Origin of the sequence: Zobellia uliginosa (assembly GCF_018860745.1) — a bacterium.
In the GTDB taxonomy this organism is placed as follows: Bacteria; Bacteroidota; Bacteroidia; order Flavobacteriales; family Flavobacteriaceae; genus Zobellia; species Zobellia uliginosa_B.
The window spans coordinates 22,942-43,480 of record NZ_JAHKPY010000012.1; the positions used below are offsets into that span (position 1 = coordinate 22,942).

Sequence of the window (20,539 nt, forward strand, 5' to 3'; positions counted from 1 at the left end):
TTTGGAGGTTTCCAAAAGTACATAAATAATGTACTATTTTCTTACTACTTAGTACTGTAGAAATAAAGTCTTTTCCACATTCTTATAACTACATGATTTTTACTCTTGCGCCTTTTATTTTAAAAGTACCGTTCACAGAAGTATAAGTGCCCGATAAAACTTCTCCTTTTGCGGTTAATTTTACTTGGAACAGTGTGCCTTCCAACTTTACTTCAAAACTAATTGTATTACCAACCAGACTAACTTTTTTACCAAATATTTCTTTTTCATCCAGTTGAACGAATACGTTGTTTTCTCCGTTCTCATAAAAAATGGAAATCGCTCCTAACTTGTATTGTTCGGGTGCATTATCTGCTGAGTACTCCCAACTTCCAAATAGTTCGCTTTCCCAAGGCTCTGCTTCTTTGCAATCTTTAAAATCAACGTTACAAACGTTTGCACTTACAGCACTACCGAACGTTAAACAAATCATTAAAGCAGACCATACAGCGATTGTATTCTTCTTGAAAGTTTTCATTTCTTAAACTTATTAATTCGTACTATTTTCAGGCACATTCTCAATTAAAATGTAACCGTTTATATAAAACGATCATAAGCCACTAATTATTTTGTTGAACGGGATTTAGGTTTGTCGGCCATTTTAACGTAAATAAGTTTTTTACGTCCTTTTGAATCTTCACGACGGTCTACTTCTATTGACTTTATGGAACTTATAAGCGGAGTCAATTTTTGAAAGCCATAGTTTCTAGAGTCAAAATTAGGTTGTTTTTTTTGTAAAAGACTTCCTACATCCCCCAAAAATGCCCAGCCATCATCATCTGCCACATCATCTATAGTAGAAGCAATCAATCGGATTACCTTTGATGTTATCCTATCTACACTATTTTTGGTTTTTTTGGTGGTTTTTGGACTTACCGAATTATCTTCCTCCTCATCTTCCTTTTTCAGAATTTCTATGTATATGAACTTATCACATGCCACTATGAAAGGATTAGGGGTCTTTTTTTCACCAATCCCAAATACCTGCATACCTGCTTCACGCAAACGTGTGGCCAAACGGGTAAAATCACTATCGCTACTTACCAAACAGAAACCATTTACCTTACCGGAATACAGAATATCCATGGCATCTATAATCATAGCCGAATCCGTTGCGTTCTTCCCTTGGGTATACCCGTATTGTTGTATTGGGGTAATGGCATTTTCCAAAAGAACATTTTTCCACTTACCAAGACGTGGGTTGGTCCAATCTCCATAAATTCGTTTAATGGTAGGATTACCATATTTGGCAATTTCTTCCATCATTTCCTTTACGTAAGCCGAAGGAATGTTATCACCATCTATAAGCACCGCTAGATTTAAGTCCATCTGTAAAATATTTTCTTTCTTGCAAGTTACGTTGATTCTTCCAAAAATAAGATGTGATTTTAATACAAATAATTACCAAAACGTTCATTCTTTACCTAACCGTATTTTATTAGGTTTGTAGAGGGTTCTTTGTTAAGTTTGGTTTTACAAACTATATACTTCTATGAAAACTCCTGTCCGTAACTACCTAACAACAATCATTTTATTTTTTGCACTTATTTTCTCTGCGAACGCTCAAAACCAAGACTTGGAGTTCTACCAACTAAAGACCTACTTTCTTAAAAACGATAATCAAGAAAAAACGGTAGATAGTTATTTAAAGGATGCATATTTACCTGCCTTAAAGCGAGCTGGAATAGAAAATGTGGGTGTATTTAAAACGATATCAAACGATAATAGTGACAGTCTTAAAATTTATATATTGATTCCGTTTAAATCACTTGAGCAATTTTTGACCTTAGATAGTATGATTGCTCAAGATAAAAGTTATGTCTCCGCTGGTGCCAATTACATTAATGCCAAGCATGACAAAGCGCCCTATGAGCGCATTAGTTCTACATTAATGAAGGCCTTTACCGAAATGCCGGTAATGCAAACATCAAAAGTAAAAGGCCCAAGGAAGAATAGGGTTTACGAACTTAGAAGTTATGAGTCTGCTACCGAAGCTATTTACCAAAATAAGGTAGACATGTTCAATGCAGGAGGTGAAGTTGAACTTTTTGAATCTTTAGGGTTTAATGCTGTTTTTTATGCCGAAGTAATATCTGGTGACCGTATGCCCAACCTTATGTACATGACCACTTTTGAGAATATGGAGTCAAGAGATACACATTGGGATGCTTTTAGAACCGCCCCAAAATGGCTGAAATTAAAAGTGGAACCCAAATACCAAAACAATGTAAGTAAAGCAGATATTATATTACTATACCCAACTGAATATTCTGATTATTGAAAAGTAAGTATTATGGGGTTGGTTTACTTATTACAAATTCAACCCTTCTATTTTGTTTTCTACCCTCTGATGTAGCATTGTCCGCTATGGGATTGTGACCTCCATGACCTTGCCAAGTGACCCGATTTTTATCTAAACCCAATTCAATAAGGTATTCGGCAACGGCTTTTGCTCGTTTCTTGGACAATGAACTATTATATTTTTCACCGCCAATAGCATCCGTATACCCGTTTATTGAAATTTGTAGCGTTTTATTTTTTAATAGATAAGTGTAGATTTCTACAATTTCTTTCTTAGCCGTTTTTAGTAACAAAGATTTATCAAAAGCAAAATGAACATCTTCAAATACATTGTTTTTATCTAGTTCAAAAGTGCGCTGCTTTTCTCCGGCAGCATACTTCTCTGGTTTGGAGCTATTTTCTCCTGCCTTGGAAACCTCAACCATATCCACATAGTAATAAGCTCCTTGTTTTGCATTGCGCTTGGTCTTAAAAAGACGGGTCCTGGCGTTACTTTTAAAATTACCTAACATTAAATAACGCTCTGAGCCTTTGGCTACAAATTCAGTATGCACCAATATCCAATCCTGTGTATCCGAATAGAAGTTAGAATACCCGATTTCCATATAATTATAAACGTTACTTTTCTGCTGATAAAGGTGTTTTCTAGACAACTCCTTTTTTATTGGAATGTGCAACTTATCCTTAGAAAACAGGACTCCAAATTCCTTAATGGCAAAGTCCGAACGTTCTGCTAGACTTACATAAAAAGAAACTTTATATTTAACTCCCTCCTTTAAAGGGCGAAGTAATTTGGTTTGAAAATACTCTCTATAATCATCGGGAGCGAACAAATACAGACCTGCATAGCCTTTACCAAAATCTGCTGGTTGAGAACCATTAAAATTTTTAGGTGTACCCATTTCGGTACTACATCCATTAAAATAATCTGTAGACCCTTCAGTTGGTGTTGTCCAACCTTTAACATCCGTACTAAAATTACCCAAATGTTCAGGGCAATTCAAATACGCTTCAAAACTGGGGTTATTGACCAAGTTTTGCGATTGAACAGGATATAAAAAGCACATTCCTATGAATAGAAATGTAATCTTCCCCGTAGAAAATTTAGTCATTATTGAGCGTTTTGGTCGGCTCTAAAATAGAAAAATAAAGGGAATGGTAAATTTTAACCCTTGCCAACAGTACATTTTTACTAAGGATTTACAACTTATAATCGATTAATTTAAAGAATCTATGTAAGCTTGAATCAAGTCTACTCCTTCCGTGTGGAGTTCTGTAATGCCAATAAGCGGCATGGAAGGTCCATAAGCCGGGTCTGTCTCAACCCTTGCTCTAATATCTGCTTTAAACTCCTCTACATTGCTATTAGCATACAAGGTTTCATATCTAAAATCTGGACGAACACCTTCGTTGGAATTATGTAGAGCACCAGGTTGGTGACAATGCGCACAATTCACATCCATATAAGCTTTAGCGCGTTCCGCAAGGGTAAACGAATTATCTAACCAATCTGGAAGCACTTCAATTTCAGCAACGGACGGCGCACCTGAAAGCAACCCTAAATCTATAAAATTCTGAAGTTGATTTTTACCGTTATACACAAAGTTTAAGTTTCGTGCTTTAGGACCAATAGGAATCGTTGTATTGTTCACATTATGACACTGCGTACAATTTACGGTAAATGGGACTTTATAGCCTACAGTATTACTACTGCCTAAGCTATCTATCCAAGTTACCTGAACCGTTGGTGCGTCATTACTCAAATTAGCTTCGGTTTGGGCTTCGTTCCAAAGGTAATTGCCCATACTCCACGCACCATTGGTTTTAATCATCACTCGGGTTTCTATTAATTTTGTGCCAAGGGATGGATTTCTTTCGTCATTATAATAAAAGAACGTTTTTGTGATTACCGTGTTATCGGGAAACTCAAGAAGACCCTCTCCGTTATAGGTCATCTGTGTACCTTCAGGAAGCGAAATCGTTCTGAATTTCTGAGCATAATCACTATACAAAGGTGTAGTTAAACTATACTCATAAGAAGTAGTATTGGGAACCAAGTCTCCAGGATTTCCCCTGAATATTTTTAAGTCGGATAATTTTGGCAGAAACTCGGCCACTGCATAAACTGTATCATCTTTAAACGGATTGCTGCCTGCCGCAACCTCATCGCCATTGCTGACGCCATCTGCATCACAATCGGCATTTTTCCAAACATTGTTTTCAGCATTATACCCTGTATAATTTTCATCTTGCACAGGATCACACGGATTGTCTATATCGGTTCCATCTGCCTCTTCTTGAAAATCAGGAATACCATCCCCATCAGAATCTTTAGTTTCGTTTACGTACGGGTCCGTTGCATTGGCAAGTTCTTCTGAATTGGTAACACCATCCGTATCACAATCTGCACCTAGCCAAACTGCATTTTCCGCATCGTATCCCGTATAACCCGAATTTGGTTTAGGGTCACAAGGGTTAGTTTTACTTGTACCGTCTAAAACCTCTTTGGAATCAAAAATACCATCACCATCCGTATCTATCTCTACAACCATAGGTGTTTCCGAATCATCCGAACCACATGCAGCAAATAGAACCATTGATGCCAAAAAGAGGGTACCTACGATTTTTTTTCCTGAAGAGAGCATAAAACTTATATGACTTACCCTAGGTTTTTTATTCTTTTGAAGCATGATATATTTTCTTTATAGCAATAGAAACAAAAATAAGTATTCTACCACAAACCCTACCACTGTATAGACAAGACCATATAAAAATCGGACGAATACACACTACATAAATTCACAAAGAATCTATAGATCGAATTTATAGGTTAAACCACCCATAACTTGCAGACCCTGAACAGGGTAGTTAGACCAGCGCTGATAATTATTATTTGCAATATTAGCCACTTTCACAAAGAAAGAAAGTTGATCGTTCCAACGGTATCCTACATGAAAATTGGCATCAAAATAACCATCTAGGGTTATGCGAGTCACAAAAAAATCGGCGGGATTTCCGCTGGTATCAGCAATAGTCGCTATATCATCTCTTTCACCTACATAAAACAGGTTTGCACCTGTATACCATTTTTCCCCTATTTGATAATCCATAAATAAAGAACTTGTTAGATTTGGCAAGTTCCATGCAGAGTTATCAGTTTCTGTATTATAGTTGAAATATTCAACATTTACCCCAAGGCTAAAGTTACGGTTCACATCTACATTCAATTCACCAAAAGCGCCAATTGTTTTTAAATCGTCATAGAACACTTCAAAAGAATTCCCATAATAATATCCCTTCTCATCCGTCCTTGCATCATTTCTAGGATTGAGTTTATAAAGGGCTTTTCTATTTTCCGTAGTATAACTCACTTTTGCGTTATAGCTTAAGTTGGGCAAGATCTGTCCCTTTAAACCAATATAGGCATCATATTGCTTATCCGTTGGAACAATAGTTAAGGTTGGCGACACATAAGGGTTCTCATTTACAAAACCATAGTAAGAGTTCTGGACTAAATCCCCCTCTACTCCAGCATAAACTATAGCCATATCATCTAGTAACCTATAAGATGCGGTAACATCAGGATAGATATAGAAATTACTATCACTATTTTCCGAATCAAGTCCATACACTAAATTTACTCCCAAATTAAGGGACAAATTATCTCTGTTCAGTGCAAGGCTAGGATTAATTCCTACTTGTAAATTACTGTAATTAATCTCTGGTGTATTTGTTGGATTATTAAGGCTAGAGTTTTTAAAACTACCGTTTACATAATCTACGTTTGCTTTTACGTTCAAATTTTCGTCGGCTATAGGGAACGAAAAACCTGTTTTAAAAACAGCTCTGTTTTCACCTGACTTAACTGCATCCCAGAATCTTCTATACTCCAATTTCGCATTTTCAAAATACGAACCTTTCATATTTATATGACCTGAAGCCTCTGCCATGTAATAATTCTGGCGCTCATCAATACCATCTACCTCTTCCTCCGTAAAAGTAGCATCGGGAATACCGTACCAATTGTACAGTTGGTGCTGCGCACCCACATCTACTCCCCAATCAAAATCACTATCTCGTTTTGTATAGCTGGCATCAAATTTTGAGTTGGAATAAATATTGTCCAGAGCAACCCCATCTATATCACCACGAGAGGAGTTGTGCTCCAACCCCAAGGTATACCCAGATTCGCGATCAATAGTTCTACTGGTATAGAACTTACCCATTAAGTTAGCAGGGTTACCTATTCCCGCCGAAGCATATGAGTTGTAGAGAACTGGTGGTGGCGTTTTCTTTACGCTAGAAGCCTTACCCTTTGCAGGTGTAAAGGTTGATGCTACAGGCACAGAAAAAATACTGTAGTTTATCTTTTTCTTTTGCAAAACAATAGAATCGTTGAGATTTGGCATTGTTTTGATTTTAAAAGCATCGTTGATAGTTGGTGTATACGCTTTGGTAACCGTTACGGTTTCCGTACCTATATCATCTTTTTCTTCGTCTTCTTGCGCTACAGCTAACTGAAATATTCCAGTAAGAAAAATAAGTGTAAGCTTTATATGTTTGTGCATTCTGTGTTCTTTTTTGAATTTACACTTAAAGCGAAGTCAGTTCTGAAAGACCTCGATTAAATTCAATTTTTCAATCTTGTTAAACTATATTTTTTAGTCGGTTCTTACAGATGAATTACTCTGCGCTTCTTTGGCCTTTATAATTGACAATTCTCCTTTGGCCTCAGACACAATATCATCATACTGACTAAAATTACTTATCACACTATCTAAAATATAAGTAGCTTGATACGCATCTCCCAAAGCATAGAAGTTCTTGGCCATTATAATCAGACCCTTTCCTCCCCATTCTTTATATCCTGAATAGTCTTTTGCCAATTTCTGCACGGCAATATTAGAATTCTCGTAGTCTTGAGATTTACTTTTAAAGTAGGCATCATAATACAATGCTTCGGCAGCTGTTGCTCCAGATGCTATTTTTAAAACATCTGCATAGGCGCTTTCTGCTTTTGCCTCATCACCGGTTGCAATGGCGGAACGTGCTATCATTATCTGCGCATCACTTTTAATACGGTTATCTATTATTGGGGTAGCCAATACTTTTTCGGCGTAAGCCAAAGTCTGCCCGTAATCCTTTTGCTCATAATAGCCTTTCATTAAATTAGACTGAGCAAAAGTTCTGTTCTGCTGAATATCCGCTTGATTTTCTAAACGTTTTAAATAAGGTAAAGCCGATGTGTAATCTTGCTTACCAATGTATATCTCACAAACTCTAGTTAACGCCTGTTCTGCATATTCGCTTCCCATTTTATCAGCAACGAACTTATAATTAGGCAAAGCCTGTTGCTTTTTACCTTTGGCAAAATAAAGTTGTGCTAAGTTAAAGTTGGCCTTAACCGCGTTTAATCCGCTTGGGAATTGTTTGATGTAATTTTCATACCCTTTAATAGCAGCATCTTTATTGCCTTCCATATTCTGCTTATCGGCAGATTCAAAAGTGGCATTATCCAGCTCACTATCGGTAACCTCAACAAAATCTAGTTTCTGAACCCACTCTGCATACTCGTCAACTCTACCTAAATCAACATAAATCAATTTTGCCGTAGACACCGCTTGGATTGCCTCTTGCGTATTCGGAAAATTATGAACAACCGCTTTAAACTCCGTCAAAGCTTGCTCGTTTCTATTGGCATTGTAATGCACCAAGCCTTGGCGCATCATTGCCTGTGGCACTAACGAACTAGCCCCGTATTCCGTGATCATACGTTGGTACGTCTGTAGTCCTTGTTGTTCTTGGCCAGCAGCGATTAAAGTGTTTGCCAATTCAAAAAGAGCATCGTCCTTTAAAGTAGACTTCGGATAAGCGGAAACAAAGGTTGTTAACTCTTCGATTTTTGTATCTCGTCTATCTACAAAACCATAACTAATTGCTTTTTGATATGCCGCATAATCTTTTTCTGTTCCAGTAAGAGAAAGTGCTTTGTTGTACGTCTCTATAGCCGGCCAGTATTTACTGGTCACAAAATAACTATCGCCCAAACGAAGGTAACCGTCATACAATTTCTGTGTATCGGTAGAACCTGCAGTCGTAAAATTGTTAAAATACGAAATAGCATTACTATAGTCTTTCAACTTAAAATACGTGTAAGCCAAATTGTAATCCAACTCTTTATATTCTTCAGTAGATTTTGCTGATGGATTTTGCTGAAACTGAATATAATCAACCAAGGCATCTCCAAAATTGTTAAGCGCATACTCCGCTTCTGCCTTCCAATAATTGGCTTTGGCCTTGAATGTACCGTCTTCTGCACTTCCTAGAGATTTGCCTAAATTTTCTGCGGCAGCTGCATATTCACCATTCATGAATAATTCAATACCGCGGTAATATGCCACTTTTTGATACGTTGCCTTGCTTGCGTAGTTTTTATTCTTCTCAAGCAACTCCATAGCTCCTGCAAAATTCTTAGAGGTAATGTATGAATCTACCAACAACTCTTGCATCTCCTCTTTGTTGGCGCTATCAGGATATTTCGCTAAATAATCAGTTATCACCTGAGGAACGGGCTCGTAAGCGTTACCTACTTCATAACTTAAACGCGCATAATTCAAATACGCATCTTTTTGAATTTCCCGAGAAAAATCCATTTGAGAAGCATTACGGAAAGCATTAAGTGCTTCCTGCTTTTTATCAAGCTTCAAATAACACTCTGCCAAATGGTAATATGCATTTTGCGAAACGCTGTTGGTTCCTCCAATTATCTTATTAAACTGCTGTACGGCATTGGCATAATCGCCTTGCTTGTAATACGAATAACCTAAGAGATAATAATCCGTATTGCTCCATTTCCCTTTCTTACCCTGATAATCTTCTAGGTAAGGAATAGCATTGGAATACTCTTTTAAGTTGAAATAGCTCTCACCAATTATTTTACTGAGTTCGGATTTTTCTTTGCGGTCACCTTTAGCCATTTGTTTCTTGGCCAAAGCTATTGCTTGATCGAATTTGCCAAGTTTAAAATTCATATCGGCCTGATAGTAATCCATCTTCTCCTGAAGAATTTCTGGATCTTTTATCTGATCAAACCGTTGGTTGGCCGTATCATAATCATCTTGTTGATAGGCTATATATCCCATGTAATATTTAGCCTGCGAACCGTAAACATCTGAATTCTCTACTTTCTGAAGGTAGGTTTCGGCTTCTTTTTGATTCCCTGACGAATACAAAGAGTATCCATAATTAAAATTAAACTTATCCATCTCTTTCCTAGATAGTGCACTTTGATCAACTTTATTGTACCATTTTAAGGCATATGGATATTTTCCCGTTTCAAAATAATATTCGGCCACATCTACATAAGCAGAATTCCTTTTTGTAGAAGTTGGGTACTTGGCTACAAAATCCTCCATTAATCTATCAGCGCCAAGTTGATTCAAACGTACCGCCGCATTAGCTTCATAGTATGCACTATTAGCTTTGGTCTCTAGATTATCCGTATTATCCTTGACCTTTGCGAAAATGGACTGTGCCGCTTGGTACTGCTCATTGTTATAGAGCGCCAGGGCATCTTGATATTGCTTTTGATTATGGGTATATATTTTGGTTTCTTGAGCGATTCCCATTGAAACCATCCCTAGAAAAACAGGGATAAGCGCGGTGATTTTTTTTAGCATAGTGTTCTAACTAGAAATATGTATTACCGTTAATTAATTTTAATAACGTTGAATATTGCATCTAAGTATATGGTCATAGATGTTTTCATTGTTATAATTCCATACCACAGACAATACTAAAAAAAGCGAAAAGATTTTGCCAATGCCTGCTGTACGTTAGTTTTTAACTTATTACTTTTATATTCAAATTACGATTCAAAGTTCGAGATTTGGGAATCAGTATATAGAACTACACCCTACCTTTAACGATTGATTAACAATTTAAACGTATAACCCTGTACCCTTAAAGATGTCAGAAACGATTTTAGAGTTAAAGGATGCGGCTATTTTTCAGAAAGATAGTCTTGTTTTGAACGAGGTAACACTAGATGTGCGAAAAGGCGAATTCGTTTATTTGATAGGAAAAACAGGAAGCGGAAAAAGTAGTTTCATGAAAACGCTATACGGAGATCTTCCTTTAAAACAAGGTACGGGCAGCATCGTAGATTTTGATCTTACCAAATTGCGAGAAAAAGATATTCCTTTTCTACGTCGTAAAATCGGAATTGTTTTTCAAGATTTTAAGTTGTTGCCGGATCGCACGATTAATAAAAACCTCTATTTTGTCCTTAAAGCTACAGGCTGGAAAGACAGTCACAAAATGAATCAAAAAATAGAGGATGTTCTTGATAAAGTGGGCATGAAAACCAAAGGGTTCAAATTTCCGCATCAGCTTTCCGGTGGCGAACAACAGCGCGTTGCCATTGCAAGGGCATTGCTTAACGATCCTGAACTTATCTTAGCCGATGAGCCCACCGGAAACCTAGATCCGCAAACCAGCGTAGAGGTTATGAAAGTTTTACAGGAAATACATAAATCAGGTCGTTCTATTTTAATGGCGACACATGATTATGCTTTGATTTTGAAATACCCTTCAAAAACACTCAAATGCGACGGTAACAAAATCTTTGAAGTCGTACAGCGAGCTGTGTAGCCATTTGTACCAAATACACATAAAACAACCTTATCCCTACATAAGGTTAATATTTAAGCAGGTTCTTTTTCATAACTTTAGGGCATACCGCAACAAAGATTGTGGTGACTTCATAAATTCTTAAATTCGAGACATTATGCCCCATATCAATTTTGCCTGGTGGAATCTTCAAAACTTTTTTGATACTGACGATGACCCTATCTCCAATGATTTTAGTTTTACACCAGAAGCAGGTTGGACGGATGAAGTCTTCAATATAAAAAAGGCCAATCTAGCGCAAGGTCTAAACCTCATTTGGCCCAACGAACAAATTGATTTGTTGACTGTTTGCGAAATTGAAAAAGACACGCTTTTACAAGATTTATTGAACGAAGCAGGAATGAACCACCTAAACGTGGTTTTTGATGCTTCCGGCACGAGCGATCTTCGAGGAATTGATGTAGCCATGGCCTATAACCCGGCCAAACTTACCGTGGTTTCGCGAACTTCACACCTTGTTCATTTAAGATATAGGACCCGAGATATTTTTGAAGTCGTTTTTAAGATTAATGCTACAGGCGAAGAATTTGTAGTCATTGCATCACACTGGCCATCTAGAAGCAGAGGGCAATATCATTCGGAACCCTTGCGAATTGCCGTTGCTGAACATATTGCTTTTTTAGTGGAAGCCCACACCAAAGTAGACTCCACCACATATGAGACTCTTCAAGCAAGTAATGACCTTGCTACTATTCAAAAAAAATGGGAAAGCAAAGTTTTAGTTGTCGGCGATTTTAATGATGAGCCTTTTGACCGTAGTATTATTCAACATTTAAAAGCTTCGCGAGATTTAGACAAGGTAAAAGGTGGCACCAATGATTTTGACAAATTCGTGCACACCTATAAATATAGGGCAAGAGAGACTTTTCTTTATAACTTGAGCACCTCTATCATGAATAAATCTGCTTCCGGTAATACAGGTACCTATTTTTTAAGCGGATTATTTGATGGCACCGTTTTTACCAATCGATACCAAATGTTAGATCAATTAGTAGTATCCCGTGGATTCTTGTCCGGCAACGGCATAACTGCGGAAATAGACACTTTTGATATCATTGATGACAACATATTGGCAACTTCTAGCGGAAGACCCAGATCATTCAAATACAAATCTTCTAAACCAAATTTTGTAGCCAATGGCTATTCCGACCACTTACCCTTAAAGTTGAAGTTAAATTATTGATATACGGCCTAAAAAATGATGCCCATACTATAGAACCGTTGTTTTAAACTGCAATTAATATTTACCGCCTTAGCAGCTCAAAACCGATATCGTAATCTTTAAAACATACATATAGACTAGAATGAGTACTACCATAAGGGTATTATCAAAAAAAGGTAAAATATCGCACAAGAGAACCCAAGAATTTATACCGCTATTAAATAAGGGCTATACCCATCTTTTCACAGTTACCGAATAAAATGTGTACATGCCCGTATCCTTCGATTACTCTAAAAAGTTTTTGTTACTTTGCTGTCATAAATTTTAAAATCAAATAATGGAAGTTTTAGGTATAGATGTAGGTGGTTCTGGTATTAAAGGTGCGCTTGTAAATATCGAAACCGGAGAATTGGTAACCGAGCGATATCGCATACCTACACCAACATCTCGCAAGCCAAAAGAAATGGCTAATGTAATTGCGCAAATCGTAAAACATTTTGATTATAAAGGAAAGGTAGGTGTTGGATTTCCTACTGTTATAAAAAGAGGAGTTTGTAAATCTCCTGGTAATCTTCATAAAAGTTGGCTGAACACCAATGTAGAGGAACTTTTTAGCAAAAAGACCGGGCTTGATGTAACTGTAGTGAATGATGCCGATATTGCAGGCTATGCTTCCATGAACTACGGCACAGGCAAAGATATGGAGGGTCTTGTTGTAATGCTTACCATAGGTACCGGACTTGGTAGTGGCGCTTTTCTAGATGGAAAATTGATTCCTAATTTTGAACTCGGTCAAATTCCATACAAAAAATACAAAAAAATAGAACTTTATGCAGCAGGTTCTGCTAAAGATCGTGAAGGGCTATCCTATAAAAAATGGGGCAAGCGCTTTAATAAATTCTTGAAATTAGTAGAGTTGATCGTTTCTCCGGATACTATTTTAATAGGCGGTGGAGCATCTAAGGATTTTGATGAGTTTAAAGATTGTATTACTATTGAAACTCCGGTAATTCCTGCGGGATTAAAAAACCACGCCGGTATCGTAGGGGCAGCTGCTGCAGCCTTCCACAACATATCATACCACTAAAGAACAATAAGATATTAAATGAAAAAAGAGCCTTAATCAAGGCTCTTTTTTTGGTCTTATTTTATAGTTGCATTTTCTGGAGGCGAAAAGAAATCATCATCTATATCCTTTACAAAGTGAATATCCGAGATATCTATCTGAGTAATGTATTCACCCTGCTTCCCTTCTTTAGTAGTCCAATGGGTTTTTAATTCTTTTGGCAGCAATACTCCGCTCACGTCTATCAACTCACCCACCTCCATGAACTTCTCAGGATTGTGACCTCCTTCTTTAAAGTATTCAGGATAGGAAACTATGTATCTCGTAGCGGTCAACAGATGTGACTCTTTATCAAACTGAAGAATATAATAATCATCCGGAGCATCACCGGTACCTGCAGCGAAAGTAACTTTTACCACATCATTGGCTTTATCTTTATAGGTTGCTTCTGTCAACAATTCCAGCTCTACTCCTTCACCGTCCAATATAAACGGATGGCCCATTAGATACAGTGGCGTTAAAGCCCAAAATTTGGTATCATATGCAAAAGCGGAGGAATCCTTAGCCTTTACCCAAGCCGTTTCTCCATCCCAACCAAATGTAGCCGTACTATCCGTAACACTGGTGTGAACGGCCTTATTACGCCATGCATCTACCACTTCATAACTATCGCGTACTGTACTCCCATCTAAAGGCACGTATTTGAAACGAAAAGACAACGCCCCGTTACCGTACCAGTTTTTTAGTCCACCATGAGCTTCCATTGCCTCCCAAACAATTTTACCGGCATCATTTGCCTGTAGTCTGCTTTTGGCCTTCGCTACGCGATTATTTACCCAAGATTCAGGAATCACATAACTATCGGTTGCTTCTTGTGAGGTAGTATCCACCACTTCCTTCTTCGCTTTAGGTTGTTCGCTACAAGAGGACATCAAAATAACAGAAGACATTAATAGACCAGATATAAATAATTTCATAGGTTTCAATTTAGGTTTTAAAAACAAGGTAGTCGGGCCGTACACTTTAACCTTTCAATAGATATCAAAAAAAAACCTGAACAATGTTCAGGTTTTTCAATTTATGCAATTTTATTTCTCTTTCTGTCTACTTCTGTTAAGTAGATTTTCCTAAGCCGTAGATGGTTTGGAGTAACTTCTACATATTCATCTTTCTGAATATATTCCAACGCTTCCTCTAACGAAAATTTAATAGCTGGAACAATCTTAGCTTTATCATCCGCACCTGAAGAACGAACGTTAGAAAGTTTTTTAGTTTTAGTAATGTTAACCGTCATGTCATCTCCACGAGAGTTTTCACCAATTACCTGACCTTCGTAAATATCTTCACCTGGATCAACAAAAAACTTACCTCTATCCTGTAATTTATCAATTGAATAAGGAATTGCCTTTCCTGTTTCCATAGAAACCAAAGAACCATTTTGTCTTTGTGGAATATCACCTTTCATTGGTTGGTATTCCAAGAAACGGTGTGCCATAATAGCCTCACCTGCTGTAGCAGTCAACAATTGGTTACGAAGACCAATGATACCTCTTGATGGAATCAAGAACTCGCAGATCATACGTTCACCTTTTGCCTCCATACTGGTCATCTCACCTTTTCTAATGGAAACCATTTCTACGGCTTTTCCAGAAACCGATTCCGGTAAATCGATAGTTAATGATTCTACCGGCTCACATTTTACACCGTCTATTTCTTTTATGATTACCTGTGGCTGACCAATTTGAAGCTCGTAACCTTCGCGACGCATTGTTTCGATCAATACAGAAAGGTGTAATACTCCACGACCAAAAACCAAAAACTTATCCGCACTATCCGTTTCGCTTACACGCAACGCCAGGTTTTTTTCAAGTTCTTTTTGAAGTCTTTCGTTAATATGTCTAGACGTAACGAATTTACCATCTTTACCAAAAAACGGGCTATCATTAATAGTGAACAACATACTCATAGTAGGCTCATCTATAGCAATAGTCTTTAAACCTTCCGGGTTTTCAATATCAGCAACCGTATCACCAATTTCAAAACCTTCAATACCTGTAATAGCACAAATATCTCCTGTAGCAACTTCTTGCACTTTAAGTCTTCCCAGACCCTCAAACGTAAAAAGCTCTTTAATTTTAGATTTTACGATAGACCCATCTCTTTTTACCAAAGAAATCTGTTGTCCTTCTTTCAAACTACCTCTTTGCAGTCTACCAATTGCGATACGACCTGTAAAAGAAGAGAAATCCAAAGATGTAATCAACATTTGAGTATTACCTTCTTTTGGTTCAAAAGTGGGTATATGCTCAATCACCATATCTAATAACGGCTCTATATTTTCAGTTTCGTCTTTCCAATCTTCACTCATCCAGTTGTTCTTTGCAGAACCGTACACTGTTGGAAAGTCTAGTTGCCATTCTTCAGCACCTAACTCGAACATTAAATCAAAAACCTTCTCATGAACTTCCTCAGGAGTACAGTTTTCTTTATCAACTTTATTGATAACCACACATGGTTTTAAACCTAAATCTATCGCTTTTTGGAGTACAAAACGCGTTTGTGGCATTGGGCCTTCAAAAGCATCTACCAACAACAAAACGCCATCGGCCATGTTCAATACACGCTCTACTTCACCACCAAAATCGGCGTGACCAGGAGTATCAATAATATTGATCTTGGTATCCTTATAAACAACAGAAACGTTTTTAGAGGTAATGGTTATACCACGTTCACGTTCCAAATCGTTATTATCTAAAATTAAATCTCCTGTATTTTGATTCTCACGAAACAATTGACAGTGATACATAATTTTATCTACCAAGGTGGTTTTACCGTGGTCTACGTGCGCGATGATCGCGATGTTCTTTGTTGTTGTTGTTGACATATGTAATTATTTAAATAGCAATCAGCCGCTATTTTAAGCGTGCAAAGATACTGCTATTTTTGGCTCAGTAACACAATCTTATGTTATTTTTATGTTGTTGATTTATAGCAAGTTCGCCATAATTGCTGTCATCTACTTTTAGTTGCGTCCTATTTAGCACACAAACCATTGGTAAAATGGTAATTATATTTGATTAACGGCGCTTCCCCAACACCCAGCCAACTCGTGCACCTAAGAACAAACCTAAGTTATCTTCGGATTTGGTTTGAAAGTATCCCAATCCACCCTCTAAACGATAGAAAAAACCACGTTTATAGACACGCTGCAATCCGTAGACCGGACCAACTCCAAAAACACTATTGGCCAATTCCAAATCTCCAAAAATTGGATTTTCATCTTGATAAACCATTAGCATGGCTATATAGTTGCCTGAATTGCCCGAGATGTTTTTCCCTTTATCCAATCTTCTTTCCATATTATAATAATAGCGGAATTGTCCCCTTAAAGTTGGAAATATACCGAAATCCGTTTCGCAACCACTACAGCCTCTTAAACCAAAACCAGCAACAAGCTCTATCGTAGCCGTTGTATTCTGACCCAGTCCTTTTTCATATAAAATAGCAGGTACCGGCAAGCCTAATTGCACTTGATGTTCTTCTACATTTTTTTTGGTCTGTGCGTTTACAATAAAAGTGAAGGCGAAAAAAGCAAGGAGAATAGTAAAGTTTTTCATAAGTAAGATAGTTCTGGTATCTGTTAGACTTCACTAATTATCAAATATTAAGCCAAGAACATATTTTCTTAATTATTTTGTAAGAAAAAAAACTTAATGTAGTCTCGAGAAGAAAAGAAAAATCACTTACCAACGCACCATCGTTTTTCGCTAATAATCCATCCGATACTTAAATTGAATACGGGATAGACCCCACCTTCAAACTGTCCTGCGTAGTAAGCCCCACCAACATCAACAGAAAAATTGAAACCTGAATCATAACTGCGCTGTAAGCCAGTTACCAATCCCCCATAACCAAAAGCACCTTTAACCTCTTTGCCTACAATTGTTCTAGTCCCAGGAAAAAATACAGCAACCGCAGGTGCTACATAATTTGCCGAGTTACCATAAATTTGTCTTCTATTTTGTTGACGTTTTTCAAAGTTATAGTAGTACCGATACTGACCTGCGACGGCAGGAAAAAAACCTAATTCTTCGTAAACATCAGACCGTAACGGGTCTAAACCCACTTGCATTCCTGCCTTAACATCAAAGGTAGTATTAGTGCCAAGTGCCATTTCATACTCAAAACCAGGATTCAAGAGGTTGATTTTCATTTGGCGTAATTCACAATTTTTACCGAACTGAGCATTGACATGGCTCACAAGCAGTATCAGCAAAAACAAGGGTAAGCTTTGTTTAAAATACATTTAGATTTGGGTTTTCTACAATCTTATTCAAATACAACCGTAAGCTGCTTAAAATAGTATCTTTGTTCAAAATATTCGACGAATGGACTTATCCTTAATACCTCAAATAAAACATACAGATAGCAACAACTTTTTTCTACTTTCAGGTCCTTGCGCTATCGAAGGCGAAGATATGGCGATGCGTATTGCAGAGCATATTGTTACGATTACCAGCGATTTAAAAATACCTTACGTATTTAAGGGTAGTTTTAAAAAAGCAAATAGAAGCAGACTGGATTCTTTTACTGGTATTGGGGACGAAAAGGCATTAAAAATATTACGGAAAGTTTCTGAGACCTTTAAGGTACCCACTGTAACCGATATTCATACGGAACAAGATGCTGTTATGGCTGCAGAATATGTAGATGTATTACAAATCCCAGCTTTTTTGGCGCGTCAAACAGATTTAGTGGTTGCAGCTGCAGAAACAGGAAAAACCGTAAATATCAAAAAAGGACAGTTCATGAGTCCAGAAAGCATGAAACATGCGGTTAATAAAGTTACGGAAACAGGTAACCAACAAGCTATGATTACGGATCGTGGTACCATGTTCGGCTACCAAGATATGGTAGTTGACTTTAGAGGTGTGCCTACCATGAAACAATTTGCCCCTGTTGTTTTAGATGTAACCCACTCCCTACAACAGCCCAATCAATCTTCGGGTGTTACAGGCGGTAGGCCTTCATTAATTGGAACAATGGCACGAGCAGGAATGGCTTCCGGTGTTGACGGTCTTTTTATAGAAACTCATTTTGATTGTGCCAATGCAAAAAGTGATGGCGCCAATATGCTTGACTTAGGGTTGATGAAAAAATTATTGACCGATTTAACAGCTATTAGAAAAACAATGAACGAGCTTCAATAACCATAGGCCGCGTTTCTTAGCAAGAACTTTTCTTCATATGTCAAAAATTGGCAATATTCAAAGCGTAAAAAGGTTATAGATTATAGCTAAATCATCTTTATGCCTATTCAATCCATTTTTCTTCTACTTTTTTTATTTTCTGTTTCCAATATTCAATCCCAGCAACCGGATACTTTTGGCAAAGTCACTCCCGAAGAAATAGCAATGACCGTTTATTCCAAGGATTCAACAGCAAACGCTGTGGTTCTATACGAGCGGGGAGACAACTATTTTGAAGTCATAAACCGATATATAAGGGTGGTCAAAGAATACCATGTAAAAATTAAAATCTTAAATGAGAAGGGATATGACCATGCTAGTATTTCCATTCCACTGCGCAGGAGTGAAAAATCATCGGAAAAACTAAAAGAACTTAAAGCTGTCACCCACAATGGTAAAAACAAGACTGTAGTTCTTTCTAGTCAGATGTACACGAAAGATATCCACAAGTTTCAAACCGAACGCACCTTTACATTTCCAAATCTCAAAAAGGGAAGTATTTTAGAATATAAGTACAAAATAATATCTCCTTACTTCTATCATTTTAAAGGTTGGAGTTTTCAATCGGACATTCCTAAGATATATAGCGAATTCAACGCGAAAATTCCTGGAAATTATATTTATAATCGTGCAATGACTGGAAGTTTAGTTTTAGATATAAACGATGCGACGGTCAAAAAAAACTGTTTCCACGTTGACGGATACCCCCAAAGTGCAGACTGTGAAATCTTAAAATATGCAATGAGAGATATTCCAGCATTTAAAGTGGCTGAAGAATATATGCTGGCACCATCAAACTATATATCTAGAGTTGATTTTGAACTTTCAAAATATAGAAGATTCGATGGTGTAACTGACAAATACACAAATAGCTGGGAAGACGTTGACAAAGAATTTAGAGCAGACAAAAACATTGGAAAGCAACTTATAAAAAAAGGATTTTTTGAGAATCATGTACCAGAATCTTTATTTGCGGAAAAAGATGAGCTCATACGTGCAAAGAGCATTTACGCATTTGTTCAAAGCCATTACACTTGGACAGAAAAATATGGTATTTACGGAAAAGCACGAGTAAAGGAAGCATTTGACCAAGGTAAAGGAAACGTTTCCGAAATAAACATGTCCTTGATCAATCTTTTAAATGCCGCTGGATTAAAAGCTAATTTGATGTTATTATCTACTCGTAAAATGGGGCTTCCAAAAAAAACGCATCCCGTTATGAGCGATTTTAACTATTCTATTGCTAAACTTGACATTAATGGTCAGACGTATTTATTAGATGCCACGGACAAATATATTGCTTTTGGTACGCTGCCTTTCAGAGCTCTTAACTATTATGGGCGTGTTATGGACTTTAAGAACGATAGTTATTGGTACGATATTAAGGCTGATGATTCTTCTTTGCATCAAATACGTATGCAACTTTCTTTTGATGTAGAAGAAAACAAAGCCTTTGGGAAATTAGATATCATAAATCAGGGTTATAATGCCTTTTATATAAATGAAAAAATAGACAATCAAAATAAAGATACTTATCTAGAAAGCTTTGAAGAAGATATAGAAAGTGACTTCTCTATATTATCCTATGAAAGAAAACCAGAGCTACAAGATGATAAAAACACATCTGAACGATTTGAGTTTGAGATAGAAAATACCCTAAATGGAGATATGGTTTACTTTAATCCATTTCTTATTCGATTTTTTGAAGAAAATCCATTTACCCTTGAAAAACGCACTTACCCTGTAGATTTTGGTTATCCTAGAAAATACAAATACCAAATGGCAATTGAAGTTCCTGAAGGTTATATTGTCAAGGAAATACCTAAATCTATAAATGTAAAAACGGGTGAAGAAAGTATCGTGATGAAATTTCAGGGTCAAGCTTCACAGAAAAATGTTATTATAACCTTTATTTTAGATTTAAACACTCCGCACATTCCTGCTGATGATTATGACAACCTTAAGGAAGTCTTTAGACATGTTACGGATATACAGAACAATTCTCTAATTATATTTGAAAAAATATAACAC

16 protein-coding genes are annotated in these 20,539 nt (G+C 37.0%); 6 read left to right on the top strand and 10 right to left on the bottom strand.

The window, feature by feature from the left end; genetic code table 11:
- Positions 1-88 precede the first annotated feature (88 nt).
- Together KO521_RS11465 and KO521_RS11470 are read right to left on the bottom strand one after the other, a co-directional pair.
- A complete protein-coding gene (locus tag KO521_RS11465; RefSeq protein WP_215940060.1) occupies positions 89-517 on the bottom strand; it encodes a hypothetical protein in 429 nt (142 codons plus the stop codon).
- 86 nt (positions 518-603) lie between these two features.
- A complete protein-coding gene (locus KO521_RS11470) occupies positions 604-1,368 on the bottom strand; it encodes an NYN domain-containing protein (protein WP_215940061.1) in 765 nt (254 codons plus the stop codon).
- A 163-nt stretch (positions 1,369-1,531) separates the two neighbouring features.
- Here KO521_RS11470 and KO521_RS11475 point away from each other — a divergent pair, with 163 nt between their 5' ends.
- A complete protein-coding gene (locus KO521_RS11475; protein WP_215940062.1) occupies positions 1,532-2,320 on the top strand; it encodes an NIPSNAP family protein in 789 nt (262 codons plus the stop codon).
- Positions 2,321-2,330: 10 nt separating this feature from the next.
- Here KO521_RS11475 and KO521_RS11480 read toward each other — a convergent pair whose 3' ends face one another.
- The 4 genes from KO521_RS11480 to KO521_RS11495 all read right to left on the bottom strand — a co-directional run bounded on the left by KO521_RS11480 (position 2,331) and on the right by KO521_RS11495 (position 10,019).
- A complete protein-coding gene (locus tag KO521_RS11480) occupies positions 2,331-3,452 on the bottom strand; it encodes an OmpA family protein (RefSeq protein ID WP_252730053.1) in 1,122 nt (373 codons plus the stop codon).
- A gap of 105 nt (positions 3,453-3,557) precedes the next feature.
- A complete protein-coding gene (locus tag KO521_RS11485) occupies positions 3,558-5,030 on the bottom strand; it encodes a hypothetical protein (RefSeq protein WP_215940063.1) in 1,473 nt (490 codons plus the stop codon).
- A gap of 120 nt (positions 5,031-5,150) precedes the next feature.
- Complete coding sequence (locus KO521_RS11490) at positions 5,151-6,908, bottom strand: TonB-dependent receptor (protein ID WP_215940064.1); 1,758 nt, start codon at positions 6,906-6,908, stop codon at positions 5,151-5,153.
- A 93-nt stretch (positions 6,909-7,001) separates the two neighbouring features.
- Complete coding sequence (locus KO521_RS11495; RefSeq protein WP_215940065.1) at positions 7,002-10,019, bottom strand: tetratricopeptide repeat protein; 3,018 nt, start codon at positions 10,017-10,019, stop codon at positions 7,002-7,004.
- A 289-nt stretch (positions 10,020-10,308) separates the two neighbouring features.
- Here KO521_RS11495 and KO521_RS11500 point away from each other — a divergent pair, with 289 nt between their 5' ends.
- The 3 genes from KO521_RS11500 (at position 10,309) to ppgK (ending at position 13,280) form a co-directional block, all read left to right on the top strand.
- Positions 10,309-10,992: a cell division ATP-binding protein FtsE gene (locus KO521_RS11500; RefSeq protein ID WP_215940066.1), complete on the top strand. Its 684-nt coding sequence runs from the start codon at positions 10,309-10,311 to the stop codon at positions 10,990-10,992.
- A gap of 136 nt (positions 10,993-11,128) precedes the next feature.
- A complete protein-coding gene (locus KO521_RS11505; RefSeq protein WP_215940067.1) occupies positions 11,129-12,214 on the top strand; it encodes a hypothetical protein in 1,086 nt (361 codons plus the stop codon).
- Between the two features lie 316 nt (positions 12,215-12,530).
- Positions 12,531-13,280, top strand: coding sequence for a polyphosphate--glucose phosphotransferase (gene ppgK, locus KO521_RS11510; protein ID WP_215940068.1), 750 nt, complete (start codon positions 12,531-12,533; stop codon positions 13,278-13,280).
- A gap of 56 nt (positions 13,281-13,336) precedes the next feature.
- On the opposite strand, the gene KO521_RS11515 is transcribed toward ppgK, so the two are convergent.
- The 4 genes from KO521_RS11515 to KO521_RS11530 all read right to left on the bottom strand — a co-directional run bounded on the left by KO521_RS11515 (position 13,337) and on the right by KO521_RS11530 (position 17,472).
- Positions 13,337-14,236 carry an outer membrane lipoprotein-sorting protein gene (locus tag KO521_RS11515; RefSeq protein ID WP_215940069.1) on the bottom strand — a complete coding sequence of 300 codons (900 nt, stop codon included), beginning with the start codon at positions 14,234-14,236 and terminating at the stop codon, positions 13,337-13,339.
- 101 nt (positions 14,237-14,337) lie between these two features.
- A complete protein-coding gene (typA, locus tag KO521_RS11520) occupies positions 14,338-16,143 on the bottom strand; it encodes a translational GTPase TypA (protein WP_215940070.1) in 1,806 nt (601 codons plus the stop codon).
- 193 nt (positions 16,144-16,336) lie between these two features.
- Entirely contained in the window at positions 16,337-16,876 is a 540-nt protein-coding gene (locus tag KO521_RS11525; protein WP_215940071.1) for a hypothetical protein, read from the bottom strand.
- A gap of 122 nt (positions 16,877-16,998) precedes the next feature.
- Positions 16,999-17,472: a hypothetical protein gene (locus KO521_RS11530; protein WP_215940072.1), complete on the bottom strand. Its 474-nt coding sequence runs from the start codon at positions 17,470-17,472 to the stop codon at positions 16,999-17,001.
- A gap of 175 nt (positions 17,473-17,647) precedes the next feature.
- On the opposite strand from KO521_RS11530, the gene kdsA reads away from it, so the two are divergent.
- Both kdsA and KO521_RS11540 read left to right on the top strand, forming a co-directional pair.
- Positions 17,648-18,469, top strand: a complete 822-nt coding sequence (gene kdsA, locus KO521_RS11535) for a 3-deoxy-8-phosphooctulonate synthase (RefSeq protein WP_215940073.1) — start codon at positions 17,648-17,650, stop codon at positions 18,467-18,469.
- 99 nt (positions 18,470-18,568) lie between these two features.
- Positions 18,569-20,536 carry a DUF3857 domain-containing protein gene (locus tag KO521_RS11540; RefSeq protein ID WP_215940074.1) on the top strand — a complete coding sequence of 656 codons (1,968 nt, stop codon included), beginning with the start codon at positions 18,569-18,571 and terminating at the stop codon, positions 20,534-20,536.
- Positions 20,537-20,539: the final 3 nt, after the last annotated feature.